This window comes from Microbacterium resistens (genome assembly GCF_021172025.1).
Lineage (GTDB): Bacteria > Actinomycetota > Actinomycetes > Actinomycetales > Microbacteriaceae > Microbacterium > Microbacterium resistens.
On the sequence record NZ_CP082781.1, the window covers coordinates 691,522 to 716,977 of the forward strand.

Genomic DNA, 25,456 nt, shown 5'->3' on the forward strand with positions numbered 1-25,456 from the left:
ACAACACGACGCTGCGCGGCGTTGTCCTCGCCGTGGACATCCTTCCGAGCATCGTCATCGGCGCGGGCCAGGCCGGGCTGTCCGCGTCGTACCACCTGCGTCGTCTGGGGATCGCACACGTGGTCCTCGACGCCGACGACGCGCCGGGCGGCGCATGGCGTCACCGCTGGGACGCGCTGACGATGCGGGACGTCCATCGGGTCGCCGAGCTTCCGGGCGACACCCCGCCGGTCCACGACGACCGTCGGGCGAACGAGGCGATCCCGGCGCTGTTCGCGGCGTATGAGGAGGCCAACGAGCTGCCCGTGATCCGACCCGTCTCCGTCGAGAGGGTGGAGGACGAGGAGGGGATCCTGCTCGTGCGCGCGGACGTCGGAGAATGGCGCTCGCGCACCCTCGTCAACGCCACGGGGACGTGGACGCAGCCCTTCCTGCCGCACTACCCGGGGATGGAGACCTTCCTCGGGGAGCAGTTCCACACCGTCGACTACCCGGGGCCCGAGCATTTCCGCGGTCGCCGGGTGCTCGTGGTGGGCGGCGGGGCGTCGGCCGTGCAGTTCCTCGGCGCGCTTGCACCGATCGCGGACACGCTGTGGGCGACGCGTCGCGAGCCGGTGTGGCGCACGGACGACTTCACCCCGGAGGCGGGCGCCGCCGCGGTGGCCCTCGTCGAGCAGCGGGTGGCGCAGGGCCTTCCTCCCCAGAGCGTCGTCAGCGTGACCGGGCTCGCGTTGCGGGAGCAGGAGCGCGAAGCCGAGCGGCTCGGCGCCTATGCCGCGCGGCGTCCGATGTTCTCCCGCATCGAGCCCGACGGCGTCCGGTGGGCGGATGAATCGTTCGAGCCCGTGGACGCGATCCTCTGGGCGACCGGGTTCCGTCCCGCCGTCAGCCACCTCGCGCCGCTGCACCTTCGGAGCGCCGCGGGCGGCATCCAGCTCGATCGGGCGGGACGGGGAACGCAGGCCGTGCGGGACGCGCGCATCCAGCTCGTGGGGTACGGCCCCTCGGCGAGCACGATCGGCGCCAACCGCGCCGGCCGCACGGCGGCGCGGGGCGTGCAGAGGTACCTGGCCTCCGACGCCGCGAGAGAGCGGACGCGATCGACGCAGCCGGTCGGCGTCACGGACCTGTGACCGGGAGGGACGAGCGACGTCGGTAGCCTGAGCGCATGATCAGGGTCATCGGCATCGTCATCTGGCTCGCTTTGTCGGCCGTGCTCCTGCTGTGGGCGGGCATCGGCCTGTTCGGTGTCGATCAGCGCCAGAGCCCGCTGTCGTGGACCGGGGACTCCCTGGGGCTCCCGATCATGGTCGGCGTGGCGTGGGGACTGCTGCTGACCTTCGGCGGGACGATGATGCCGAGCTCTCGCAGCCGCGTCCGCGCCGGGCGTGCGGTCACCGCCACCGGCACGATCGTCGACGTCTCCCGCACGGGGCTGACGGTGAACGACGTGCCCCAGTTCGACATCTACGTACGCGTGACTCCGGCGCAGGGCGACGATGTCATCGGGCGGCTGCGCACCCTCGTCCCGTCCGAGGAGCAGGGGGCGCTGCAGGTCGGGACCCCGTTGCCGATCGCGTTCGATCCCGCGAACCCCGACGACCTCGCCCTCGCGGATCCGGAGGACCCGGCGGTGCGCGCGGCCCTGCTGGAGTGGCGGATCGCGAAGGGCCTGATCGCTCCGGGGCAGGTCCGGGCGCGCACCACCGGTATCCAGGTCCCGGCGTCGGTGGTCGCCGTGCGGCCGACCGGGCGGCGCCTGCAGGGGCAGGTGGAGCTCTCCCTGCGCGTGCTGCTGACGCCGGACGGTCAGGAGCCCTGGGAGGCGGACACCACGGTGTTCGTGTACCCGCAGGCGCTCGCGCATCTGCAGGTCGGGGCGCCGATCTGGGCGTTCTACCGGCGGGAGGACCCGCACACCGTCGCCGTCACCATCGAGAAGGAGGAGGCACGCTGATGCTCGACACGCTGATGTGGCTGCTGAATTTCCCGGCGTCGCACGGGTACCAGATGGTGTTCGTCGCGGGCTTCTCGCTGTTCGGGCTGATCGCGATGGCGGTCCGCCGGCCGGCCGGGCGAGACGCTCTCGCGGTGATCCGCGCGAGGGAGGGCCTGGCCGTGGCGGACACCGGGGAGGCGGCCCGACGGATCCGCGGTCGGCTGCGTCAGTGGTTCTTCCGGATCCTGCTGCTCGTCATGCTCACCGGTGGCGCGGTCGGCATCCTGTCCCTGGTCGGCGTGCCCGTCACCAACGCCTACATCCACGCGAACGGCGTCGCCGCGGAGGCGACCGTGGACGGGGACTGGGTCACGTTCACGGCGGAGGACGGGAAGACCTACACGCTGGAGAACCCCTTCTTCACCCCGGCCGCGTACCCGGACTCCCGTGCATGGGTGGGCAGCGGCGATCCCGTCGTCGTGCACTACCTGCGCGAGCACCCCCAGGCGTTCGTGATCGCGACGGACGCGTCCGGAACCTCCTGACCGCGCCGTCGGGACCCCGTACCCTGGAGGGGATGCGACGAACCGGACGCCTGCTGGCCGTGCCCGCGCTGCTCGGGAGCCTCGGTGCCGCCCTGGTGGCCGCACCCGCTGCGGCACCGGCACACGCGGCGGAGAAACCGGCGGTGCAGGTCGTCGCCGCGGAGGGGTCCTCGATCACGGCGGAGGCGCAGCGGATCGTCGCCGCGATGGACGTCGGCGCCCGGGCGCGGAGCGTCGTGATGGGGCACATCCCCACCACCGACGCGTCCGCTTTGGGCGACTACATGGCGTCGGGCCTGGGCGGCTTCATCCTGATGGGATCCAACGTCCCCGCCTCCGCGACCGACCTGCGTGCGGTGACGGCGGCGCTCGTCCGCGACCCCGCGATGCCGCCGCTGATCGCCGTGGACGAGGAAGGGGGAGACGTCACACGCCTGCCCTGGGACGGCCTTCCTGCGGGGTCGGCGTTGGCCGCGGGGCCGTCGTCCGCCGCGGAGGCCGCGTTCGCCGGCCGTGGCGCGCTGGTCGCGGCCGGTGGCGCCTCGGTGAACTTCGGCGTGGTCGCCGATGTCGCCACGGGACCGGCGTCCTTCATCTTCTCGCGCGCGCTCGGCACCACCGCGGACGACGCCGCGGCGCGGGTCGCGGCGGCCGTCCGGGGGGAGGCGCCCTTCGCGATGTCGACGCTGAAGCACTTCCCCGGCCACGGGGCGGCCGAAGGGGACTCGCATCGGGTCATCCCCGCCACGCCGATGAGCATGACGGAGTGGCGGCGGACGACGGCGCCTCCCTTCGCGGCGGGGATCGACGCGGGCGCGGACCTCGTGATGTTCGGCCATCTCGCCTACACCGCCGTCGACCGCGTGCCGGCCTCGCTGTCCCCGGTCTGGCACCGGATCCTCCGCGACGAGCTGGGATTCGACGGCGTCAGCGTCACCGACGATCTCGGGATGCTGGTCTCCTCGGGGGATCCGGCCTACGCCGACCCGGTCGGCAACGCCGTGGCCGCCATCGCGGCGGGAAGCGACATGGTGCTGATGGTCGTGGGTTCCGACGCGTCCACCGCCGGGCGGATGGCGGAGGGCATCGCCGCCGCCGTGAAGGACGGCCGCATTCCCGGCGACCGGCTCACGGAGGCTGCGGAGCGGGTCATGGCCCTGCGGCTTCAGATCGCGGCCGCGGCGCCGACGTGGCGGCCGTGCCCGGAGTGCACCCCGGCCGGTTGACCGGTGTCGGTCTCCGTGTGCGCCGATCCCGGTGACCAGGCGTCGAGGATCCGCTGCCGCAGGGTCGTCCCGCGCTCGGCGAAGGCGCGCTGGCGTCGGACGTACTCCGCCTTTCCCTCGGCGGTCTCGATCCGGACGGGAACGACGCCCCACTCCGACAGGTCGTACGGGGCGGCCTCCATGTCCAGCAGCCGGATGTCGCGGGCGAGCTCGAAGGCGTCCAGCAGCAGCTCGCCCGGGACGAGCGGCCCCAGCTTCATGGCCCACTTGTACACGTCCATGCCCGCGTGCAGGCAGCCGGGCTGTTCGTGTCGTGGCTGCGACGCGCGATCCAGCGTCTGCTCGTTGCGGGGAACGGCGGGAGGGGTGAAGAACCGGAAGGCGTCGAAGTGCGTGCAGCGCAGCTCGTGCGCCTCGACGACCGCGTCCGTGCCCGCCTGGCCGAGGCGCAGCGGCACGGGGTGGCGATGCTCCTCGGCCCGGTAGACCATGGCCCATTCGTGCAGGCCGAAACACCCGAACCGTGCGGGCCGGACGGCGGTGGAGCGGAGGATCCGTTCGACGAGGGCGGCGAGTTCGGGCTTCTCAGCGGCGAAGCGGGCGGCATCCGGGACCACGGCGTCCGCCGGCGCACTCGCATACCAGCGCCAGGAGGAGCGCTCGGCGGCGTCCGCCAGGGCGATGCCCGCTCCCGGGTGCCAGCGGCGCAGCTGCGCGGGCTTGTACCCGTAGTAGGTGAAGAGGAAGTCCCACACCGGGTGCTTCTCTCGGCGGCGCGCGCGGTCGCGGTGCGCGGCGGTCAGGGCGTCGGCCCGCTGCGCGTGCGCCGCTGCCCGGTCACGCCAGACGGCGGGGTCGAGCGTCGCACGGATCACGGGCATCCTTCGAGGATACGACCCGAGTCCTGCGTGACGCCGTCGTCCGGCCTCAGCGTACGATCCCCTCGGCGATCAGCCTCTCCAGGATGCCCGCCCCGTCCTCGTCGCTCACCCAGGGCACCGCGTCCTCGGAATGATCGTCGCCGGCGGCCCGCCCGCCGGCGAGGACGGCCTCGGCCGGCAGGAGCCGGCGGATCGCGACCCCGGCGACGGAGTCGGGGTGCTCGCCGAGGAACTCCGAGTAGATGGCCTCGTCGTGCTGCCCGTCGTCGCCGATGAGCAGCCAGCGCACCTGGGGGAACTCCGCGGCGAGGCGACGGAGGTTGGTCAGCTTGTGCTCACGCCCGCTGCGGAACCAGCGGTCGTGGGTCGGGCCCCAGTCCGTGAGCAGGATCGCGCCCGCCGGGAAGAGGTGGCGGGTGAGGAAGCGGCTCAGCGTCGGGGCGATGTTCCAGGCGCCCGTGGAGAGGTACACCATCGGGGCGCCGGGGTTCTCCCGCATCAGCCGGTCCAGGAGGACGGCCATGCCGGGGACCGGGAGCCGGGCGTGCTCGGTCACCACGAACGAGTTCCACGCGGCGATCAGCGGGCGGGGCAGCGCCGTGACCATCACGGTGTCGTCCACGTCCGACACGACCCCGAAGCGCACGTCCGCCGAGACCACGAACACGCGGGCCTCGACGGGCTCCTGCCCCTCGACGCTCATGGTCAGCGTCTGCCATCCGGGCGCGAGGTCCGCCTCGATCCGGCTGTCGACCACGCCGCCGCGGTCCGCGGTGACGTCGTGCGTGCGGCCGTCGATCGTGATCTGGACCGTCGCGAAGCTCACCGGGATCCCGACGAAGCTCCGCCAGCCGCGGACGCTCGCGTACTCGCCGGACGGGGTGCGCCGCCGCGGCGGGACGATGAGCACGCGCCCGACGACGCGGACCCATCCCTCTCCGCCGTAGCCGGGGAACGGGAGGATCGTCGCGGTGCGGCCGCGCCGACGTGCACGACGTTCCCGCCACGCGTGGAAGCGGTGCTCCAGGCGGGCGAACCAGTGGATCCGTGCCGGTCGGCGGCGGGCTGAGGGCATCGCTTCAGTCTTTCACGTCTCGCGGTGCCCCGCTGCCAGCCCCCTGCCGCCCGCGACGCCCGCCGCGCGCACCGTCGCGATCGCCGGTTCTCGCGCGCGTGAGTTCAGGCGATGGCGCGAGATCAGGCGGATGCGGGGGAAACACGCCTGATGCGGCGCGTTCGCCTGATCTCGCGAGGGAGTCCCCGCGCGCGCAGGACAGAACGCGGGAGGGAGAGGGAGGGATCAGGCGGGGTCGTCGTGCATGTGGCGGGCCTCGCGCTTCTCCAGCACCTTCTTCACGACGAAGATCGCGATGAGGAAGACGGCGATGACGCCGACGAACACGTAACCGGCGAAGTGCACGCGCTCGGAGAGCTCCCGGTAGCTGCCTGCGGCGAGGGACGCCACGCTGACGTAGGCGGCGGACCAGATGATGCACGCGGGAGCGGTCCAGGCGAGGAACCGGCGGTAGGAGTACCCGCTCATCCCGACGGTGAGCGGGACGAGGGAGTGCAGCACGGGCAGGAACCGCGACAGGAAGATCGCGATGCCGCCACGGCGTTGGAGGTAGCGCTCCGAACGGATCCAGTTCTGCTCGCCGACCCGGCGACCGACCCAGGAATGGCGGATGTGGGGCCCGAGCCAGCGCCCGAGCCAGAAACCGATGCTCTCGCCGATGAGCGCCCCGATCACGACGACGAGCGCCAGGACCACGCCCTCCACCGGACTGGCGACGCCCATGGCCGCGACGATCACCACGGTGTCACCGGGAACGATCAGCCCGATCAGGATGCTCGTCTCCAGCATGATCGCGATGCCGGCGAGCACGGTGCGCAGCACCGGGTCGACGGACTGCACGGCGTCGAGGAGCCAGCCCAGGATGTCGTCCACCCCACGAGGATACGGGCCGGGATATGGCGCCGCCTGGGATAACCTGGAATATCCCGAACTCCGGGTCCTTCCGTTCTGCAGAGATTGGTCGTTTCGTTGTCCGAGAACCTGTCGCCCACCGCCGCCGTGTCCGCTGAGGAGCCGCTGACGGCGCACGCGCTTCAGGCCAAGTGGCAGAAGTACTGGGCCGACAACGAGACCTTCCGCGCCGGCGGCGCCGACGACACCCGCCCGCGCAAGTACGTCCTGGCGATGTTCCCCTACCCGTCCGGCGACCTGCACATGGGGCACGCCGAGAACTACCTGTACTCGGACATCGTCGCGCGGTACTGGCGTCACCGCGGGCACAACGTGCTGAACCCGATCGGGTGGGACTCCTTCGGCCTGCCCGCCGAGAACGCCGCGATCCGCCGGGGAGCGGATCCGCGGGAGTGGACCTATCAGAACATCGCGCAGCAGCGGGAGAGCCTGGGCGACTACGGCGTCTCCTTCGACTGGAGCCGGGTCCTGCACACGTCGGACCCCGAGTACTACCGCTGGAACCAGTGGCTGTTCCTGAAGCTGTACGAGCGGGGGCTGGCGTACCGCAAGGAGAGCCCGGTCAACTGGTGTCCGAACGATCAGACCGTGCTGGCGAACGAGCAGGTCGTCGACGGGCGGTGCGAGCGCTGCGGCGCCGAGGTCGTCAAGAAGAAGCTGACGCAGTGGTACTTCCGGATCACGGAGTACGCGGACCGGCTGCTGGACGACCTGAACCAGCTGGAGGGCTCCTGGCCGCAGAAGGTGCTGCAGATGCAGCGCAACTGGATCGGCCGGTCGGTGGGCGCCGACGTCGACTTCCGCATCGAGGGGCGCGAGGGCGTCGTCACGGTGTTCTCGACGCGTCCGGACACCCTGCACGGGGCCACATTCTTCGTGGTCGCTCCGGACTCGGACCTGGCCGCCGAGCTGGCCGCGTCGGCCTCGCCGGAGGTGCGGATGCGCTTCCAGGACTATCTGACGCAGGTCCAGAAGACGAGCGAGATCGACCGTCAGTCGACGGAGCGGCCGAAGACGGGCGTGTTCCTGGAGCACTACGCGATCAACCCGGTCAACGGCGAACGGCTGCCGATCTGGGCCGCCGACTACGTGCTCGCCGACTACGGTCACGGCGCGGTGATGGCGGTTCCCGCCCATGACCAGCGCGACCTGGACTTCGCGCGAGCGTTCGATCTGCCCGTGAAGGTCGTCGTCGACACGACGGCGCCCATCACCGGGGCGATGCCCGTGATCGAGGTCGACGAGGACGGCGTCCCGATCGAGCCTGCGGGGACCCTGGACGACCAGCACCCCGCCACGACCGGGATCGCTCTGACCGGCGAGGGCCGGATGATCAACTCCGGCGAGCTGAACGGCCTCTCCAAGCGCAACGCGATCGCCCGCGCGATCGAGCAGCTGGAGGCGTCCGGGAACGGACGCGCCGCGAAGAACTACCGTCTGCGCGACTGGCTGATCTCTCGGCAGCGCTTCTGGGGGACGCCGATCCCGATGCTGCACACGACGGACGGCCGGATCGTCCCGGTGCCCGAGGACCAGCTCCCGGTCCGCCTGCCCAGCGTCGACGGGCTGGACCTGTCGCCGAAGGGATCGTCGCCGCTGGGGGCCGCCGAGGGCTGGGTCCGCACCGTCGACCCGTCCACCGGCGAGCCGGCCCTTCGGGATCCCGACACGATGGACACGTTCGTCGACAGCTCCTGGTACTTCCTGCGCTTCCTGTCGCCGACGTCGGACGCCGTGGCCTTCGACGTCGACGAGGCGCGGCGCTGGGCGCCGGTGGACTCCTACATCGGGGGCGTGGAGCACGCGATCCTGCACCTGCTGTACGCGCGGTTCCTCACCAAGGTCCTGTTCGACATGGGGCTGATCGACTTCACCGAGCCCTTCTCCAGCCTCATCAACCAGGGGATGGTCATCCTCAACGGCGCCAAGATGTCCAAGAGCAAGGGCAATCTGGTGCTGTTCCAGGAGGAGCTGGACGCGCACGGCGCGGACACGCTGCGCGTCGCCCTCGCCTTCGCCGGCCCGGTGGAGGACGACAAGGACTGGGCGGACGTCTCGACGACCGGCGCCCAGAAGTTCCTCTCCCGCGCGCTGCGCGTTGCGCAGGATGTCACGTCCCCCGTCGGCGTCCCCTTCGACGGCGGAGACGCCGCACTGCGCCGCGCCACCCACCGGCTGCTGGCCGAGGCTCCGGGTCTGGTGGAGCAGACGAAGTTCAACGTGCTCGTCGCGCGGCTGATGGAGCTGGTGAACACGACCCGCAAGACGATCGACACGGGCGCCGGAGGGGCCGACCCGGCGGTGCGGGAGGCGGCGGAGACCATCGCGGTGATGCTGGACCTCGTCGCGCCGCACACCGCGGAAGAGCTGTGGGAGATCCTCGGACACGAGCCGTCCGTGGGACTGGTGCCCTGGCGCCAGGCGGATCCGGTGCTGCTGGTCGAGGACACCGTCACGACCGCCGTGCAGGTGAACGGGAAGGTGCGTGCGACGCTCGAGGTCCCGGCACGGATCGGCGACGCCGAGCTCGAGGCCCTCGCCCGCGCGGACGAGCGCGTGCAGCGGGCCCTCGCGGACAAGGAGATCGTCCGCGTGATCGTCCGCGCGCCGAAGATCGTGAACTTCGCCGTCAAGGGCTGAACCGGTGCGCGGATCGCCCCGCCGGGTGCGTGCCCGCGCGCTGAGGGTGATCCGGCGTCTGTCCACGGTGCTCCTGACCGGCGGCGCTCTGGCGGGTCTGCTGCTCGGCATGGTCGCGCAGCTGGCGGCTCCCGTGGATCTGACGCGTCCGATCGGTCGCGCCTGGGCGGCAGCGCAGGAGGAGCTCGGCACCGCCCGAACGCCCGAGACGTGCGTCTCCCGCGGGAGCGAGTGCTCGCAGCGCTTCGACCACGGGTGGGTGTACTGGTCACGGGGGACGGGCGCTCACGCCGTGCATGACGGCGCTCTCGGAACGGCCTTCGCCGAGGCGGGCGCGGAGCACGCGTTCGGCCTGCCCGTGGACGATGTGCAGCGCGACGCGGACCGCTCGCTGCGGTGGCAGGAGTTCCAGCGCGGCGGGCTCTTCGTGCGCGGCGGCGACGCGGTGACCGCCGTCCGGGGGCCGATGTGGGGGGCCTGGCTGCGGAATCGTGAGGACCGCGGAGGTCTCGGCGAGCCGCGGTCCGGCGAGCGACGGGACGCCAACGGTGTGGGGATCCAGGAGTTCCGGCGCGGTTCCGTCTACCTGCGAGACGGCGTCGCCGTTGCGGTGCGGGAGGACATCGCACGCGCCTACGCCGACTCGGGCGCGCAGCAGGGGCCGCTCGGGTACCCCCGGCTGCCCGAGGAGGCCGCCGGCGACGGGCGCGTGCAGCGATTCGAGCACGGGGCGATCTGGTGGTCCGAGGCGACCGGTGCCGTCCCGGTCCTGGACGGGATGCGTGGGGACTATCTCCGGCGCGGCGCGCAGGAGGGCGATCTGGGCTGGCCGACGGCGGCGGAGACCGCCGTCAAGGGCGGAGCCCGGCAGACGTTCCAGAACGGCGTGCTCTACCGCGCCGACGAGGACGGCGCTGTCCACGCGACGTGGCCGGGCGATATCGAGGCGCGCTATCGCGAGCTCGGCGACGCCGGCGGGGCCCTGGGACTGCCCGTCGGCGAACGCACCGCGTTCGCCGACGCCTGGTATCAGGCGTTCTCCGGCGGGGTGCTGCTGTCGTCGCCGCGGGGCACGTCGGTGCTGGACCGCACCACCTTCGACCAGTGGACGCGGCTTCCCGACCGGTTCGGCTGGCCCGTCAGGGACGCCTGGAGCGACGAGCGCGGGTCCCACACGGCGTTCGAGCGGGTGGAGACGATCCAGCGGGACGGCATCCTCTACAGCGCGGAGCCGGTGGGACCGCAGACCGCGGTGCTCCTGTGCGACTCGCAGTGCGACGGCTCCTCGTGGGTCGAACAGGGCGCCCGTGCCAACGGCTTCACCGACATCGTGGAGCGCTCCTACGGCGGTGGCGGATACGTCGCGCATTCCGGCGCCCTGGGCATGAGCGTGACGGACGCGCTGGATTCCCACCTCGTGCTCCTCCCCGAGGGGAACCCGGGACTGGTCAGCATCACACTCGGGGGGAACGATGCGACCCAGGGGGTGCCGGGCGATCAGATCGTCGCGGCGGAGCGGCGTCTTCTCGAACAGGTGCGCGCGGCCTACCCGGAGGCGACCATCGTCGTGAACGGCGTGATGAGCCGGCGGGACGCGTCGCACGCGGAGCGGCGCGCCGTGGAGGCGCTCATCCTGCCCGAGGCCCAGGCGATGGGCTTCCCGACGATCTCGGTGGCGGGCTGGATCACGGATCGCCGCGCCCCGCAGGCGGATCCGATCCATCTGTCCCAGGCCGGGCACGACCGGGTCGCCGGTCCGTACGCCGACGCGCTCCGCGCGGTCCTCGGGCGATGACGGCATCACGGCCTTTCGCGCTCCCCGCTCGTCCTGCACGGGCTCGCGCAGGAGGCGCTTTTCCACGGAAGGCATGACTCGCGGTCCCGCGACCGCGCCCGGCTCGTAGCGTCGCGGTGTGACCCCAGAACCTCCGCCTCGCCCCACCTCTCGACTGCGCCCGGCCACGCCGCGGTTCCGTCTCGGAATCGGCGCCGCCGTGATCCTCGCGATCGTCGTCCTCTCCGTGACCGTGGGCATCGGGCTGGTCCGCGGACAGGGCGCGCTGCACCCGGACGAGCCGTTGCCGGTGACGACCGAGGCCCCCGGAGCACCTCGGGGCGGGGTGCCGGCCCCCGGGGCCGCGTCCGTCTACGTGCACGTGCTCGGCGAGGTCGAGCGTCCCGGGCTGTACGTGCTCGGAGACGGTGCGCGCGTCGCCGAGGCGGTGGCCGCGGCGGGCGGGACCCTGGCTTCCGCTGACCTGGGGAGCATCAACCTGGCGCGGCCCGTCTCCGACGGGGAGCAGATCATGGTCGCGGCGCCCGGCGCCGTCGCGCAGGCCCCGGGCGGGGTCGGCGGGGCGCCCGGTGCCGGCGGGCTCATCGACCTCAACACCGCTGACGCCGCGACGCTGGAGGAGCTGCCGCGGATCGGTCCCGCCCTCGCGGCACGGATCATCGAGTGGCGGGAGCAGAACGGTCGCTTCGTCGCCGTCGACGATCTCCTCGCGGTGCCGGGCATCGGGGAGAAGCTCCTGGCCGGGCTGCGGGACCGGGTCCGCGTGTGACCGGCGCCGCACGGGCAGGCTCGAACGGTCACCGGTCGGGGGAGAAGGGAGCCTCCTCCGTCGCGGACGGATCGATCCCGCGACGGGCCAGGCGGGATCTGCGCATGCTCCCGGTGGCGGGATGCGCGAGCGGTGCGGCGCTGCTCGGCGTCACCGTCCCGGCCGCGGCGCTCCCGCTCCTCGTCCTCGGGGGACTCATCGTGGCTCTCACCCTCTCCCGGTGGTTCCTCCGGCGTGCGCGGCGTCGGCCGGACGGCCCGGCCGGATTGGCGCTGCTGTGCGGCGCCACCGTGTGCGCGGTGGCGAGCACTCTCCTGATGTCGTCCCCCTCTCGGGTGCACGCGGCAGAATTCGAGGGCCGGGCCCTCGAAGCGGTCGCGGTCGTCTCCTCGTCGCCGACCGGCGGCGCGGACGGGCGATTGTGGGCGGACGCCGACTCGCGGAGCCTAGGGTCGCCGGGCCGTCCGGGAGCCATCCACGTCCCGGTGCGTCTGGGCGTCCCGGAGACGGAGGAGAGGATCGACCCGGGCACGGTGATCCGCGTCCGCGGACGGGCCGTGGCGACGGACGGAGGAGAGCGCGCCGCCCTGGTGCTCTTCGTCGAGGAGCCTCCCGAGATCCTGTCGCGCGGGCCGCTGATCGTCCGGATGGCGGCGGACGTGCGCCGCGCGTTCGCCGAGCGGGCGTCGAGGCTTCCCGGGCCCGGGGCGGCGCTGCTTCCCGGCCTCGCGATCGGGGACACCAGGGCGGTTCCCGGCGAGCTGGAGGACGCGATGATCGCCAGCGGACTGACGCATCTGGTCGCCGTCAGCGGCAGCAACTGCGCCATCGTCACCGCAGCCGGGTATGGGCTGGTCGTGCTGTTGCGCCGCGGTCGCGCCCTGCGCGTTCTCGGCGCCCTTGCTGCGCTGGCGGCGTTCGTCGTGCTCGTCACCGCCGAGCCGAGCGTCGTGCGCGCGGCGACGATGTCCGGGCTCGCGATGCTCGCGGTCCTCCGCGGCAGGCCCCGTGCCGGGCTGTCGATCCTGCTGCTCGCGGTCTCGCTCCTGCTCGTCGTCGACCCCTGGCTGAGCACGTCCATCGGCTTCGTGCTGTCCGCAGCGGCCACGGCCGCGCTGCTGGTGCTCGCCCCGCCGCTCGCACGGGGCTTTTCGCGATGGATGTCCTCTCCGGTCGCGCTGGTGCTCGCCGTGCCGCTGTCGGCGCAGCTGGCGTGCGCACCCGTCATCGCCCTGTTCGCGACCGAGCAGTCCCTTGTCTCCGTGGCCGCGAACCTGATCGCCCAGCCGGCAGCCCCGGTGGCGACGATGCTCGGACTGCTGGCCTGCCTCGCGCTGCCCGTTCCGCCGCTGGCGGACCTCCTCGCGGCCTGTGCGTGGCTGCCCTCGGCGTGGATCGCGGCGACCGCGGAGACCACCGCGTCGTGGCCGGGAGCGGCGGTCGAGGTGCCGCCGGGTCCGCTCGCCGCGCTGGTGACGGCGGTCCTGGGCGCGGCGGTGATCTGGATCCTCGTCCCGCATCCCCCGAACGCCGCGGTGTCCACCGCGTCGGTCGTCGTCGTCGCCGTCGTGATCGGCACGGGCACGGGCCTGGCGCTGCTGGGCGGCCCCGTCGCGCCGATGACGCGCCCCGGCGACTGGACGGTGGCCGCCTGCGACGTGGGTCAGGGGGATGCCGTGGCCGTCCGCAGCGCCGGCGACATCCTGCTCGTGGACACCGGGCCGGATCCCGACGCCCTCGAACGCTGTCTGAGGGAGCTCGGGATCGACCGGGTGGACCTCCTCGTGCTCACGCACTTCGACCTGGACCACGTGGGCGGGACCGAGGCCGTGATCGGCCGGGTCGACGCCGTACTGCACGGCGTCCCCGCCGACGGGGGCGACGAGCGGATCCTCGCTGCCCTGACCGATGCGGGAGCCCGCGCATCCGCCGCAGCGGCCGGAGACTCGGGGATGCTCGGGGACGCCTCCTGGCGGGTGCTGTGGCCCCGGCGCGACGAGCGGGTCTTCCCGGCGGGCAACGACACGAGCGTGGTGATGGAGGTCTCCGGTCCCGACGTGCCGCGCACACTGCTGCTGGGGGACACCTCGGCCCGTTCCCAGCGCATGATGGCGCGGACGCAGCCCCTGCGCGGTCCGTACGACGTCGTCAAGGTCGCCCACCACGGCAGTGCGGACCAGGATCCGGATGTCTATCGTCTGCTTTCCGCGTCCCTGTCGATCGTCTCCGTCGGCGCCGGCAACGACTACGGGCATCCCCGGGCGCAGACGCTGGAGCTGCTGCACGCCACCGGTTCACGGGTCGCGCGCACGGACCAGTCGGGCCTCATCCTCGTCAGGGACACGCCGGGCGGCCTCCGGTTGTGGGCCGAGCGCGCGCCGTGACGGAGAACGGACGATGCCTCCCCAGGGGGTGCATGGCACACACTGCTACCCTCGGCCGCGATCCGTCCACCGTCCTCATCCCCGGCTCCTGATCCCCGGCTCCTGATCCCCGATCCCGATCCCGATCCCGTTCCTTTGGAGGGTCCGATGAACCGCACACTCAGGGCAATCCTCGTCGCCGTCGGCGCGGCGGTGGTGCTGCTGCTCGGCGGGCTGCTCTTCGTCCTCGCCACCCGCGGCGCCGCGCCGGAGGCGATGGATCCTGCGGCGGACCCGACCGCCTCCGTCGTGCGTGACGACTCGCACGTGCTGGGGGAGGAGGGCGACGGCAGGGTCACCGTCGTCGAGTTCCTGGACTTCGAGTGCGAGGCCTGCGGCGCCTTCTATCCGGTGGTCGAGAACCTCCGCGCCGAGTACGCCGGCGAGATCACCTACGTCGTGCGCTATTTCCCCCTCCCGGGCCACGTGAACGCGATGAACGCGGCCGTCGCCGTCGAGGCCGCGGCGCAGCAGGGGCGATTCGAGGACATGTACCACCAGCTGTTCCGGACGCAGGCGGAGTGGGGCGAGGCGCCGGCGCCCGATCCCGCGGTGTTCCGCGCCTACGCTCAGGAGCTGGGTCTGGACATGGCCTCGTACGACCGGGCGGTCGCGGACCCCGCGACGACGGAACGGGTGAACCGGGACGTCGAGGACGGCCGTGCGCTCGGGATCACCGGCACCCCGACGTTCTTCCTCAACGGCGAGCAGGTCGCCCTGCAGCGCTTCGACGACCTGGGCGACGCCGTCCGCGATGCCGTGGGCGGGCGCTGACCCGGATCGTCACGGGGTGTCCCCGACGGCGTGTGGGCGGGGTACCGTGACCATCGTTCCGGTGTCGGTGAACTCCCGCTGGATCTCCTCGTTGTGCCGGTAGGTCGCCAGGCTCACGACGATCGCCGCGAGGAGAGCCAGGACGAAGGCGGGCAGGAGCTCGTAGAGCCCGGTGCCGAGCGCCTTCCAGATGAACACAGTCGCCGCGCCGACGACCATGCCGGCCAGGGCGCCCCAGTTCGTGAGGCGACGCCAGAACAGGCTGAGAAGGATCACCGGGCCGAACGCGGCGCCGAACCCTGCCCAGGCGAAGGAGACCAGACCGAGGATCGTGTCGTTCGGGGTGATCGCAAGGATTCCGGCGACGATCGCGACCCCCAGAACGGCGAGTCGCCCCATCAGCACGAGCCGCGCCGGCCTCGGCGGGGTGCGGCGGAAGACACGGTAGATGTCCTCGACCAGGGCGGACGAGCACACGATGAGCTGACTGGAGATCGTGCTCATGATCGCCGCCAGCACCGCCGCGAGGACCAGGCCCGCCACGAACGGGTGCAGCAGGGTCTGCGACATCAGCAGGACGACGGTCTCGGGGTTGGTGAGGTCCACCCCCGTCTTCGCGATGTACGCGACGCCGACGAGACCGGACAGCACGGCCCCGCCGAGCGACACCGCCATCCAGGAGATGCCGATGCGGCGCGCGCTCTTGGCCTCCTGGGGCGAGCGCAGGGCCATGAAGCGCACGATGATGTGCGGCTGCCCGAAGTACCCGAGCCCCCAGGCGAGCGCGGACACGATCGCCAGGATCGTGCCGCCGGTGAGCGCCGTGCCGGACAGCAGCGACAGGTGGTCGGGCGCGATCTCGCCGATCAGCTCGGAGGTCTCGCCGAGACCCCCGATCGCGACGACCGCGGCGACCGGGACGACGATGAGCGCGACGACCATCATCAGGCCCTGGACGACGTCGGTGAACGACGCGCCGAGAAAGCCGCCGAAGAGCGTGTAGAGGAGGGTGACCCCGGTCACCAGCATCATCCCGGTCAGGTAGTCGCCGTTGAAGGAGCTCTCGAAGAAGACCCCGCCGGCGACCATCCCGGAGGAGATGTACAGCGTGAAGAAGACGAGGATCACCGTTCCGGAGATGATGCGCAGCAGACGGGTGCCGTCGCGGAGCCGGTTCTCGAGGAAGCTGGGCACGGTGATGGAGTTCCGGGAGACCTCCGTGTACGCGCGCAGCCGCGGCGCCACGACCTTCCAGTTCAGGTAGGCCCCCAACAGCAGGCCGATGGCGATCCACGCCTCGATGAGACCCGCCGCGTAGATGGCGCCGGGCAGGCCCATGACGAGCCAGCCGGACATGTCCGAGGCGCCGGCGCTGAGCGCGGCGACCCACGGGGGGAGGTTCCGCCCGCCGAGCATGTAGTCCTCGTGATCGCTGGTGCGCCGGTAGGCCATCCAGCCGATGAGGAGCATCCCCGCGAAGTACAGCCCGAGGGCGGCGAACAGGAAGATCTGGTCGGACATCGTCGTCCCCTCCGCGGCGGCCTTCGCCGCTTCGATCGTGCTCCGATGATGCCAAACGGACGCCGCGGGCGGAACCATCCCGGCCGCGCGCCGCGAAGCCGGCGGCACCCGCCGGCGAGGTCGGTGCCCGCCGGTAGGCTGGACGCATGGCTGCCCCCCGTTCCTCTGCCCGCGGCGGCGCGAAGCGCGGGAGCAAGGCCGCGAGCATTCCGCAGGTGTCCTGGCGGGAGCCCCGACCCGCGCCGATCGTCCTGGTCTCGGGGCCCGAGGAGATCTGCGCCGAGCGCGCGATCGCCGGAGTCCGCGACTACCTGCGGCTGGAGGACCCGGCGCTGGAGGTCAGCGACGTCCGCGCTGACGACTACGCTTCGGGCACCCTTCTCGCGCTGACCTCGCCGTCGCTGTTCGGCGAGCCGCGCCTGGTGCGCGTGGCCGGCGTCGAGAAGGCGACGGACGCCTTCATCCAGGAGGCCGTGGCGTACCTGGGGCATCCTCAGGAGGGCGCGACGGTGATCCTCCGCCACACCGGGGCGTCGGTGCGGGGCAAGAAGCTGCTCGACGCCGTGCGCGCCGGCACCGGCGAGGGGATCGAGATCCCGTGCCCCGCGATCAAGCGCGACAGCGACAAGTTCGACTTCGCGGCGGGGGAGTTCAAGGCGGCCGACAAGCGCATCGCCCCCCAGGCGCTGCGAGCTCTCGTCTCCGCATTCTCGGATGACGTCACCGAGCTGGCGGCGGCGTGCCAGCAGCTCATCGGCGACGTCGAGGGAGAGATCACGCCCGCCGTGGTGGAACGGTATTACGGGGGACGGGTCGAGGTGTCGGCGTTCGTCGTGGCCGACACGGCGATCGCGGGCCGTTACGGCGAGGCGCTCGTGGCGCTCCGCCACGCCCTGTCCTCCGGCGCGGACCCCGTGCCTATGGTCGCGGCGTTCGCGATGAAGCTGCGCACGATGGCGCGCGTCGCCGGGTCCCGGGAACCGGCGGCGGCTCTGGCCTCACGGCTCGGGATGAAGGACTGGCAGGTCGATCGCGCCCGTCGCGATCTGTCCGGCTGGAACGAGCGCTCCCTCGGGCTCGCGATCCAGGCGACGGCGCGCGCAGACGCCGAGGTCAAGGGCGCCGCGCGGGATCCCGTCTTCGCTTTGGAGCGCATGATCACGGTGGTCGCGACGCGTCGTCCCTTCGGCGGCTGAGCACGTCGGAACGGCCGACGCCGTGCCGGACGACGACGAAGGCCCGCCTCCGAGGAGACGGGCCTTCGTGATGCGGCGAGGCGTCAGAGCGCGGCGACCTGCTTGGCGATCGACGACTTGCGGTTCGCGGCCTGGTTGGAGTGGATGACACCCTTGCTGACGGCCTTGTCCAGCTTCTTCGACGCCTTCTTCAGGGCGGCCTCGGCGGCGGCCTTGTCACCGGCGGCGATCGCGGCGCGCGTGGTGCGCACGGCGGTCTTCAGCTCGCTCTTGACGGCCTTGTTGCGCTCGCGCGCCTTCTCGTTGGTCTTGTTGCGCTTGATCTGCGACTTGATGTTTGCCACGTGCGGGAACCTTCGTTCGTGTTTCGGATGGTGTGCCGTCAACGGGAGAGGGGCGTTGAACGGCGGTCGTGAGGGCAAAACCCACACGCAAGCCAATCACCGAGTCTAACAGGTCTCCGTATCGGCGCCGAACGGCGTTCGGCCGTGTCGCGTGCGCGTCGTGCCGCGTCCCGTCGTGCTCGCGGGTCCATGCTGGGCGGAGGAGCCGAAGGAGTCCTCCATGCCCGAGTCGTCCGTGCCCGATCCCACCCGCCCCACTGCACGCAGGGTCGGGGGAGTCTGGTTCCTCCTGTTCACCCTGGCATGGCTGGCGGTGTGGACGGTGCAGCTGACTCCGATCCAGCTGCTGCTCCCGCTTCAGCTCGACACCCCCGGCGACGGGTGGATCGAGGGCGTGGTCCGCGCCGGCGTGGTGCTGTCCGCCGGCGGGCTCGCCGGCGTGCTGGCCGCGCCCTTGGCGGGCCGGATGTCCGACCGCACCCGGCTCGTATGGGGACGACGGCGCCCGTGGGCGGCGGGCGGATCGCTCGTCGCCGCCGTCGGCCTCCTGCTCACAGGCGCCGCGGAGGGGCCCCTCGGGATCGGCGCCTCGTGGGTGGTCGTGTCGGTCGGCGTCTCGACGGCGGGGGCGGCGTTCACCGCGCTCATCGCGGATCAGCTCGACACGCAGCGCGGGAGCGCGTCCGCGGCGGCCAGCGCCGCGCAGGCCGCGGGGGTGGTCGTCGGCGTCGGGGCGGTGGTGGTGCTCGGGCTCGGCACCGGGGCAGCGTACGCGCTCCTCGCCGGGATCATCGCGGTCGTCGGGGTGGGCGCCGCAGCGCTGCTCCCGGACCGGCCGGCGAGGCGCGGCACGGTCGACGCGCCCGGCGCACGACGGTCCTCCCTGCACGACCGCGACTTTCTCTGGCTTCTCGCGAGCCGGTTCGTGGTCAACGTCGGAAACGCCCTGGGCACCTCCCTCCTGCTGTTCTTCCTGCGATACGGCATCGGCGTGCCCGCCGCGGAGGCCGAGGACGACCTGCTGCTGCTCATCGTCGTGTACACGGCCTTCGTCGTGGCCGCCTCGGTGGTGGTGGGCATCCTCTCGGACCGGTGGGGCCGCCGCCGGCTTCTGACGGTGCTCTCGGCCGTCGTGCAGGCCGCCTCGGGCGTCGTCATCCTCCTGAGTTCCGACCTCGTGGTGACCTCGGTGGCGGCGGCGGTCATGGGCACGGGCTACGGCGCCTACATGGCGGTGAGCCTGGCCTTCGCCACGGACCTGCTTCGGGATCCCGACGACCACGCCCGCGACCTGGGGCTCGTGAACGTCTCCGCAGCCCTCGGCCAGCTCGTGGGGCCGCTGCTGGGTGCGGGACTGGTTGCCGCGGTGAGCGGCTTCTGGCTCCTGTTCGTCGGCGCTGCCGTGCTGTCGCTCGGGGGAGCTCTCATGACCGGGGCGATACGGGCGGGCGGGCGCCCTCCGACTCCAGCGTCGCGAGCGCCAGGCCCAGGACGGCGTTGAAGACGCGCGGACGCATCGCGGTGACGAGATGGGTCGTCCGGGGGACGAGGATCAGTTCGGCGTTCGGCGCGATCCCGAGGAACAGCCGCTCATGGATGCGCAGCTGGTCGTACTGCCCGTTCACGAACCAGGTCGGCATCGTCAGACGCTCGACCGCCGCCAGCAGATCGAGCGTCCGCAGCGCGCCCAGGGCGACGTCCTGCGCGCGCAGCGCGTAGCCGCCCGCTCCGAAATCCTCCCGGGTGTGCTCGGGCAGCGTGGCCGCCAGCACGCGCTGGCTCAGCCACATGCCCTGGTCCGGCAGTGAGTTCATCGCCCCGGCGAGCATCCGGTAGGCGGCGAGGCCCGCTCCCCGCGGCACGGCGGTGCAGGACGCCGCGACGAGTCCAGCGACGGGCGGGGTCGCGTCGCTGCCTGCGTAGACCGTGGAGAGCAGCCCGCCCATCGAGTGCCCCACCAGGAGGACCGGGCCCGCCGCCGCAGCGTCTCTGACTGCGGAATCGATCGTGGCGAAGGCCTCGTCGAGGGTGAAGACCTCGTCCATGCGGGTACCGTGTCCCGGCAGGTCGACGGCGAAGGCGGGAGTCCCCCGCTCGGCCAGATACGCCAGCTGGGAGCGCCACATCGTCGCCGACGTCCGGATCCCATGCACCAGCACCACGCTCACCGTCACGGCACCAGCCTAGGAGGCCCCCGGAAGGAGACTTCGCAGACGTGACGAGAAGGGGCCGGCGGAGGGATCCGCCGGCCCCGCCTGTGTCGATCTCAGCAGAGGTTCGCGCCGTTGCAGATCATCAGCAGCGCCTGCGGGGAGGAGGTCTCCACCTGCGATGCGGACGCGGCGACGCCCACCGCGCCGAGCGCGAGCGCGAACGCCGCCAGGACCCCGGCGGTCTTCTTCGTGAGAGAGATCTTCATCGAACTTCCTTCCGTGTCGTCGCCCACATCCGTTGTGGGTCGAACGATCGACGGCGGCGCAAGCCCAATCTGACGCCCCGCGACTCAGGGGAACGGCCCTGAGCCCGCTGACGGGGCCTGCAATGCCTGTGCGGGCAGCCCGAGCACGAGAAAGCGGGGTCGGCGGACGAATCCGCCGACCCCGCCCAGGAGGGGGAAGGGTTACTTCTCCCAGCCCACGTTCTCCACGGGGGTGACGCCGTAGCCGTCGAGGCCCACGTAGGGCTCCGGGGTCAGGTTAGCGAGACCCTTCTTGACAACAGAGATCGAGGGACCGTTGTAGAGCGGGATGACGCCCCAGGTCTCCTTGATGATCTCCGGCTCGAGCTTCATCGACGCCTCGGTCCAGGCCTCGGCCGTCGTCTGGGACTCGACCTTGTCCTTGATCTCCTGATCGATCTCCGGGGTGCTGGTCCCCGACAGGTTCAGGGTGCTGTCAGAGCAGTACAGCTGGCAGAACCACAGCGGACCGAACGGGTCGGAGTCCGTGAACCGCAGCGAGAACGCGTCCCAGTTCTTGGACGTGAAGTCCGGCGAGAAGTCAGCAGACGGCCGCTTCTCGATCTGGACGTCGATGCCGATGGCCTTCTCCTGCTGCTGGATGGCCTTGGCGAGTGCCTCGATCGTGGGGTCATCGCTGTGGATCGGGTAGACGACGGAGAGCTTGACGCCGTCCTTCTCGCGGATGCCGTCCTTGCCCTCGGTCCAGCCCGCGTCGTCGAGCAGCTTCTTGGCCGCGTCGACGTCGTGCTTCAGCCCGGCTTCGCCGAACGAGTCGTTGTAGCCGTCCTGGAACGAGTACAGGTTGAGCGAACCGGCAGGCGCCTCTTCGTAGCCGAGGCCGTTCCACGCGATCTGCTTCTGCTGGTCGATGTCGATGCCCATGAAGAACGCCTGACGAACCGCGATGTCCTTGAACTGGGGCTTGTCGGCGTCCACGATGAGGACCGTCTTCGCGGTCTGCTGAGCCCGGTAGGTCACCGAGTCCTCGACATCCTTGACCTGCTCAAGGCGGTCCTTGTTGTTGGCGCCGACCTGGTCGATCTCACCGTTCTTGAAGGCGTTGAGCGATGCCTGAGCATCCATGCCGGTGAAGGTCACCTTGTCCAGGAGCGGCTTGTCGCCCCACCAGTTCTCGTTGGGGACGAAGGTGATGACCTCGCCGTTCGGGTCGAAGTCGCCGATCTTGTACGGCCCCATGCCCCACTCGGCGTGCGGGTTGTCGATGAAGCCCTCGTTGAAGATCTGCGGCGTGTTGACGGCCGGGTGCATGATCCCCGTGAGGAACGGCATCTGCGGCCAGGCGAACTCCCCGTCGAACGTGACGACCACGTCCTTCGGCGTCGCGCCCTGCGTCACCGAGGTGATGGCCTTGTAGCCGTCGGTCGAGTTCGGGACGTAGGCCTCGTCCGTGCCGTTGTTGGCCTTCCAGGTGGTCTCGAAGGCGGTGTAGTCGAGGGGTGTGCCGTCGTTCCAGGTCGCCTTCTCGTTGACCTTGAAGGTGACCGTGGTGTTACCGCCCTCGACGCCGATCTTGTAGTCGGAGACGTAGGCGGGGTTCGGCTTGACCGTCCCGTCCGGATCCATCAGGAACACCTGCGGGGTGTACCACGAGGCGAGCCGCTGCGTGTCGGCGCTCGCGTCCCCGTTGAACGCATTGAGCTGCGGCGGGATCTCGTTGATGGGGAAGCGAACTTCGCCGCCCTCTTTGAGGTTCTCGCGCGGCTGCGGGTTGTAGTCCGCGAACTGGGTCTCGACGGGCTTGTCGCCGCCGTCGTTACCGCCGCCGGTGTTGCTGCCCGACGCACAACCGCTGATGGCGAGTGCGAGGGCGCCGCCGAGGGCGACGACGCCCATCAGCTTCTGGTGCCTTTTCATGGTGCTCCTTCGTTGCCTTTCGGCTCTTTCAGGGGATGAGGGCAGGATAACCACGTGCCACGGACGATCCGGGGTAGGGATCGCAAACCGTTACCGTTCCGATTCTCAGCGGTAGTGGCACGCGTTCCTGTGGTCGGGTCCGCCGGTCAGGGCGGGTTCCACCGTCTCGCAGCGGGTCTGCTGCTCGGGGGGAAGGATCTTGTACAGCGGGCACCGGGTCACGAACGAGCAGCCGGTGAGCTTCTCGGTCGGGCTCGGCAGGTCGCCCTGCAAGACGATCCGTTCCCTGGTGCGCTCGATGTCCGGGTCGGGGATCGGAATGGCCGACAGCAGCGCCTGTGTGTACGGGTGCTGCGGGTCGTCGAAGACCGCGTCGACGTCACCGTGCTCGACGAACTCGCCGAGGTACATCACTCCCACCCGGTCTGCGATGTGGCGGACGACCGAGAGATCGTGCGCCACGAACAGGTAGGACAGGCCGAGCTTCACCTTGAGCTCGTCCAGCAGGTTGATGACTCCCGCCTGGATCGACACGTCCAGCGCCGACACCGGCTCGTCGAGGACGACGATCTTCGGGTTGGTCGCGAGGGCGCGGGCGATGCCGATGCGCTGGCGCTGGCCACCGGAGAAGGCGCCGGGGAAGCGGTTGGCGTGGGCCGGGTCGAGGCCGACGAGGTCCATCAGCTCGTCCACGCGCGCGTTCGCCTCGTCGCGCGAGACGCCGATGGCGCGCAGCGGCTCGGCGATGACGTCGGTGACGGTCATGCGCGGATCGAGAGCGCCCATGGGGTCCTGGAACACGATCTGGATGTCGCGACGGAGTTCTCTCTCGGCACGGCCGCCGTGCAACTCGGAGACTTTGGTCCCGCCGATGGTGATCTCGCCGTCGGTCTGCTTGACCAGGTCCATGATCTGCAGCAGGGTCGTGGTCTTGCCGCATCCGGACTCGCCCACGATCGCCATCGTCTCGCCCTCACGGATGTCGAACGTAAGGCCCTTGACGGCGTGCACCTCGCCGACCTTGCGCTTGAGCACCGCGCCCTTGAGGAGCGGGAAGGTCTTGCGCATGTTCTGAACGTCGAGCGTGATCGGCCGGTCCTCACGAGGAACGCGGTCGATTGCGGCCTCCGGGATCTCGGGGACCGGGTAGACGGGACGCCCCCCGATGAGCCCGTCGTCGTCGATCTCCTCCGCGCGGATGCAGGCGACGAGGTGATCGCCGCCGCCGTCGGTCGCGATCGGTCGCAGTGGGGGCTCAGCGGTCCGGCAGGCCTCGACAGCGATCGGGCAGCGTGCCGCGAAGGGGCAGGCGTCGGGCAGGTTGACCAGGAGCGGAGGGTTGCCCTTGATGGGGACGAGCGGCTCCTTCTCGGCCTTGTCGATCCGGGGGATCGCGCCGAGGAGCCCGATCGAGTAGGGCATACGCGTCTGGTGGAACAGCTCCCGGACGGGAGCCTGCTCGACCGGGCGTCCGGCGTACATGACGAGCACGTCATCGGCGGTCTTCGCGACGACCCCCATATCGTGGGTGATCATCATGACCGCGGCACCGGTCTCCCGCTGCGCAGTGCCGATCAGGTCGAGGATCTGGGCCTGGATCGTCACGTCGAGAGCGGTCGTCGGCTCGTCGGCGATGATCAGCTTCGGGTTGTTCGCCATCGCGATGGCGATGACCACGCGCTGTCGCATACCGCCGGAGAACTCGTGCGGGAAGGACTTCATGCGCCGCTCGGGACTCGGGATCCCGACGAGGCGGAGGAGCTCGATCGCGCGCTCCGTGGCCTGCGCGGCCGACATGCTGCGATGTACCGTGAGCGCCTCGATCAGCTGGTCGCCGACGGTGAACACCGGGGTCAGCGAGGTGAGCGGGTCCTGGAAGATCATCGCGATCCCGTTGCCGCGCAGCGTCGACATCTGCTTGTCGGTCTTCCCGACGAGCTCCTGCCCGTCGAACCGGATCGACCCGGTGACCTTCGCGTTGTCGTCGAGAAGTCCCATGATCGCCAGCGACGTCACGGACTTGCCCGAACCGGACTCGCCGACGATGCTGAGCGTGCGGCCCTCCTCGAGGTCGAAGGATACGCCGCGGACGGCGTCGACGCGGCCGGCCTCGGAGGCGAAGCTGACGTGAAGGTCTCGGACAGAGAGCAGAGGAGCGGTCATGCGCGGCCTCCCGCCGCAGAGGTGGGATCGAGGGCGTCGCGCAGGCCATCGGCGACGAGGGCCATGGAGACGGTGAGCAGGGTGAGAGCCGCGGCGGGGAAGTAGAACGTCCAAGGGGCGCTTGTGACGGACCCGGCGCCGGTGCCGATGAGCGAACCCAGCGACACGTCCGGGATCTTCACGCCGAAGCCGATGAAGGACAGGCCGGTCTCCGCCATGACGGCGCTGACGATGCCGAGGGTGAAGTTGATGACCAGGAGCGAGCCGATGTTCGGCAGGAGGTGGCGGAGCACGATCTTCATGCCGGGAACGCCCATGTAGCGCGCGGCGTGCACGTACTCGCGTTCACGCAGAGAAAGGGCCATCGTCCAGATCACCCGGGCCGGAAAGAACCAGCCGGTGAAGATCATGACCAGGGCGATGATGCGCCAGTCGCCCCCTGCACTGTTCGAGACGAGGGCGAGGATGAGGAAGGTCGGGACCACGAGGAGGAAGTGGATGATCAGCAGCGTGACGCGCTCGAAGATCCCGCCGAAGTACGCCGCTGCGGTGCCCACGACAGCGGAGATCACCGTGGTGCCGACGGAGACAGCGACGGCGATCATGAGAGATCGCTGCGTGCCGATCGCGACCTGCGCGAACAGGTCGTTGCCTGAAGCGGTCGTGCCGAACCAGTGATCACTCGACGGCGGGGTGCCGAGGTTGAGGAAGTCGAGGTAGATGTGGTCGTACTTCGCCACGAGCGGGCCGATGATCGAGAAGAGCACGAGCGCGAAGAAGATGAAGACCCCGACGACGGCCGGCCGGTTCCGAATGAATCGTCGGTAGTACAGCTCCATGGTGGACATGCGCTTGCGGGGCAGGCGCGCGGCCGTGGTATCGGGGCCGACCGGGGGCTGGATGGTGTTCGCGGTCAT

Annotated in this window: 21 protein-coding genes; 11 read left to right on the forward strand and 10 right to left on the reverse strand. The window is 71.1% G+C overall.

What is annotated here, in order from left to right; translation table 11 throughout:
• Positions 1 to 32: 32 nt before the first annotated feature.
• The 4 genes from K8F61_RS03275 to K8F61_RS03290 are packed head-to-tail and all read left to right on the forward strand — an operon-like array spanning position 33 to position 3,710.
• Complete coding sequence (locus K8F61_RS03275) at positions 33 to 1,133, forward strand: flavin-containing monooxygenase (protein ID WP_231821506.1); 1,101 nt, start codon at positions 33 to 35, stop codon at positions 1,131 to 1,133.
• A 35-nt stretch (positions 1,134 to 1,168) separates the two neighbouring features.
• Positions 1,169 to 1,957 (forward strand): DUF3592 domain-containing protein, encoded by a 789-nt coding sequence (locus tag K8F61_RS03280; protein WP_231820666.1) that lies wholly within the window; start codon positions 1,169 to 1,171, stop codon positions 1,955 to 1,957.
• Entirely contained in the window at positions 1,957 to 2,484 is a 528-nt protein-coding gene (locus K8F61_RS03285; protein ID WP_067242718.1) for a hypothetical protein, read from the forward strand. Before K8F61_RS03280 ends, K8F61_RS03285 begins: the two co-directional genes overlap by 1 nt.
• Positions 2,485 to 2,516: 32 nt before the next feature.
• Complete coding sequence (locus tag K8F61_RS03290) at positions 2,517 to 3,710, forward strand: glycoside hydrolase family 3 N-terminal domain-containing protein (RefSeq protein ID WP_231820667.1); 1,194 nt, start codon at positions 2,517 to 2,519, stop codon at positions 3,708 to 3,710.
• Here K8F61_RS03290 and K8F61_RS03295 read toward each other — a convergent pair.
• The 3 genes from K8F61_RS03295 to K8F61_RS03305 form a co-directional block, all read right to left on the reverse strand.
• Positions 3,650 to 4,591: a 3-methyladenine DNA glycosylase gene (locus K8F61_RS03295; protein ID WP_231820668.1), complete on the reverse strand. Its 942-nt coding sequence runs from the start codon at positions 4,589 to 4,591 to the stop codon at positions 3,650 to 3,652. The two genes, K8F61_RS03290 and K8F61_RS03295, sit on opposite strands and share 61 nt — an antisense overlap.
• A 46-nt stretch (positions 4,592 to 4,637) precedes the next feature.
• A complete protein-coding gene (locus K8F61_RS03300; RefSeq protein WP_231820669.1) occupies positions 4,638 to 5,666 on the reverse strand; it encodes an App1 family protein in 1,029 nt (342 codons plus the stop codon).
• A gap of 225 nt (positions 5,667 to 5,891) precedes the next feature.
• Positions 5,892 to 6,539 (reverse strand): DedA family protein, encoded by a 648-nt coding sequence (locus tag K8F61_RS03305; RefSeq protein ID WP_067242710.1) that lies wholly within the window; start codon positions 6,537 to 6,539, stop codon positions 5,892 to 5,894.
• 96 nt (positions 6,540 to 6,635) lie between these two features.
• Between K8F61_RS03305 and leuS the strand changes: the two genes are divergently transcribed.
• From leuS to K8F61_RS03330, 5 genes are all read left to right on the forward strand, one after another.
• Complete coding sequence (leuS, locus tag K8F61_RS03310) at positions 6,636 to 9,218, forward strand: leucine--tRNA ligase (protein WP_231820670.1); 2,583 nt, start codon at positions 6,636 to 6,638, stop codon at positions 9,216 to 9,218.
• A gap of 4 nt (positions 9,219 to 9,222) precedes the next feature.
• Positions 9,223 to 11,013 (forward strand): SGNH/GDSL hydrolase family protein, encoded by a 1,791-nt coding sequence (locus K8F61_RS03315; RefSeq protein ID WP_231820671.1) that lies wholly within the window; start codon positions 9,223 to 9,225, stop codon positions 11,011 to 11,013.
• Between the two features lie 118 nt (positions 11,014 to 11,131).
• Complete coding sequence (locus K8F61_RS03320; RefSeq protein ID WP_231820672.1) at positions 11,132 to 11,782, forward strand: ComEA family DNA-binding protein; 651 nt, start codon at positions 11,132 to 11,134, stop codon at positions 11,780 to 11,782.
• Positions 11,783 to 11,886: 104 nt separating this feature from the next.
• Positions 11,887 to 14,166 carry a ComEC/Rec2 family competence protein gene (locus tag K8F61_RS03325; protein ID WP_231820673.1) on the forward strand — a complete coding sequence of 760 codons (2,280 nt, stop codon included), beginning with the start codon at positions 11,887 to 11,889 and terminating at the stop codon, positions 14,164 to 14,166.
• 147 nt (positions 14,167 to 14,313) lie between these two features.
• Positions 14,314 to 14,979 (forward strand): DsbA family protein, encoded by a 666-nt coding sequence (locus K8F61_RS03330; RefSeq protein WP_231820674.1) that lies wholly within the window; start codon positions 14,314 to 14,316, stop codon positions 14,977 to 14,979.
• A gap of 9 nt (positions 14,980 to 14,988) precedes the next feature.
• On the opposite strand, the gene putP is transcribed toward K8F61_RS03330, so the two are convergent.
• Positions 14,989 to 16,500 carry a sodium/proline symporter PutP gene (gene putP, locus K8F61_RS03335; protein WP_231820675.1) on the reverse strand — a complete coding sequence of 504 codons (1,512 nt, stop codon included), beginning with the start codon at positions 16,498 to 16,500 and terminating at the stop codon, positions 14,989 to 14,991.
• Positions 16,501 to 16,646: 146 nt separating this feature from the next.
• On the opposite strand from putP, the gene holA reads away from it, so the two are divergent.
• Positions 16,647 to 17,696 carry a DNA polymerase III subunit delta gene (gene holA / locus K8F61_RS03340; protein WP_231820676.1) on the forward strand — a complete coding sequence of 350 codons (1,050 nt, stop codon included), beginning with the start codon at positions 16,647 to 16,649 and terminating at the stop codon, positions 17,694 to 17,696.
• Between the two features lie 83 nt (positions 17,697 to 17,779).
• On the opposite strand, the gene rpsT is transcribed toward holA, so the two are convergent.
• A complete protein-coding gene (rpsT, locus tag K8F61_RS03345; protein ID WP_067242701.1) occupies positions 17,780 to 18,040 on the reverse strand; it encodes a 30S ribosomal protein S20 in 261 nt (86 codons plus the stop codon).
• 220 nt (positions 18,041 to 18,260) lie between these two features.
• Between rpsT and K8F61_RS03350 the strand changes: the two genes are divergently transcribed.
• Positions 18,261 to 19,541, forward strand: coding sequence for an MFS transporter (locus tag K8F61_RS03350; protein WP_231820677.1), 1,281 nt, complete (start codon positions 18,261 to 18,263; stop codon positions 19,539 to 19,541).
• Here the strand turns inward: K8F61_RS03350 and K8F61_RS03355 are convergent.
• The 5 genes from K8F61_RS03355 to K8F61_RS03375 all read right to left on the reverse strand — a co-directional run bounded on the left by K8F61_RS03355 (position 19,465) and on the right by K8F61_RS03375 (position 25,456).
• Positions 19,465 to 20,214, reverse strand: a complete 750-nt coding sequence (locus tag K8F61_RS03355; RefSeq protein ID WP_231820678.1) for an alpha/beta fold hydrolase — start codon at positions 20,212 to 20,214, stop codon at positions 19,465 to 19,467. The genes K8F61_RS03350 and K8F61_RS03355 overlap by 77 nt on opposite strands.
• A 92-nt stretch (positions 20,215 to 20,306) precedes the next feature.
• Complete coding sequence (locus K8F61_RS03360; protein ID WP_157517848.1) at positions 20,307 to 20,459, reverse strand: hypothetical protein; 153 nt, start codon at positions 20,457 to 20,459, stop codon at positions 20,307 to 20,309.
• Positions 20,460 to 20,660: 201 nt separating this feature from the next.
• Entirely contained in the window at positions 20,661 to 22,376 is a 1,716-nt protein-coding gene (locus tag K8F61_RS03365; protein WP_231820679.1) for an ABC transporter family substrate-binding protein, read from the reverse strand.
• Positions 22,377 to 22,481: 105 nt separating this feature from the next.
• On the reverse strand, positions 22,482 to 24,539 hold the full coding sequence (locus K8F61_RS03370) for an ABC transporter ATP-binding protein (RefSeq protein ID WP_231820680.1): 2,058 nt from the start codon (positions 24,537 to 24,539) through the stop codon (positions 22,482 to 22,484).
• Complete coding sequence (locus K8F61_RS03375; protein ID WP_231820681.1) at positions 24,536 to 25,456, reverse strand: ABC transporter permease; 921 nt, start codon at positions 25,454 to 25,456, stop codon at positions 24,536 to 24,538. Before K8F61_RS03375 ends, K8F61_RS03370 begins: the two co-directional genes overlap by 4 nt.

Bases quoted from the DNA above. Each gene is read 5' to 3' on its own strand.
- K8F61_RS03330 (WP_231820674.1), top strand. From the start codon at position 14,314: ATGAACCGCACACTCAGGGCAATCCTCGTCGCCGTCGGCGCGGCGGTG.
- K8F61_RS03375 (WP_231820681.1), bottom strand. From the start codon at position 25,456: ATGACCGCGAACACCATCCAGCCCCCGGTCGGCCCCGATACCACGGCC.
- K8F61_RS03350 (WP_231820677.1), top strand. From the start codon at position 18,261: ATGCCCGAGTCGTCCGTGCCCGATCCCACCCGCCCCACTGCACGCAGG.
- K8F61_RS03325 (WP_231820673.1), top strand. From the start codon at position 11,887: ATGCTCCCGGTGGCGGGATGCGCGAGCGGTGCGGCGCTGCTCGGCGTC.
- K8F61_RS03370 (WP_231820680.1), bottom strand. From the start codon at position 24,539: ATGACCGCTCCTCTGCTCTCTGTCCGAGACCTTCACGTCAGCTTCGCC.
- K8F61_RS03295 (WP_231820668.1), bottom strand. From the start codon at position 4,591: ATGCCCGTGATCCGTGCGACGCTCGACCCCGCCGTCTGGCGTGACCGG.
- holA (WP_231820676.1), top strand. From the start codon at position 16,647: ATGGCTGCCCCCCGTTCCTCTGCCCGCGGCGGCGCGAAGCGCGGGAGC.
- K8F61_RS03360 (WP_157517848.1), bottom strand. From the start codon at position 20,459: ATGAAGATCTCTCTCACGAAGAAGACCGCCGGGGTCCTGGCGGCGTTC.
- putP (WP_231820675.1), bottom strand. From the start codon at position 16,500: ATGTCCGACCAGATCTTCCTGTTCGCCGCCCTCGGGCTGTACTTCGCG.
- K8F61_RS03300 (WP_231820669.1), bottom strand. From the start codon at position 5,666: ATGCCCTCAGCCCGCCGCCGACCGGCACGGATCCACTGGTTCGCCCGC.
- K8F61_RS03365 (WP_231820679.1), bottom strand. From the start codon at position 22,376: ATGAAAAGGCACCAGAAGCTGATGGGCGTCGTCGCCCTCGGCGGCGCC.
- K8F61_RS03280 (WP_231820666.1), top strand. From the start codon at position 1,169: ATGATCAGGGTCATCGGCATCGTCATCTGGCTCGCTTTGTCGGCCGTG.
- K8F61_RS03285 (WP_067242718.1), top strand. From the start codon at position 1,957: ATGCTCGACACGCTGATGTGGCTGCTGAATTTCCCGGCGTCGCACGGG.
- K8F61_RS03290 (WP_231820667.1), top strand. From the start codon at position 2,517: ATGCGACGAACCGGACGCCTGCTGGCCGTGCCCGCGCTGCTCGGGAGC.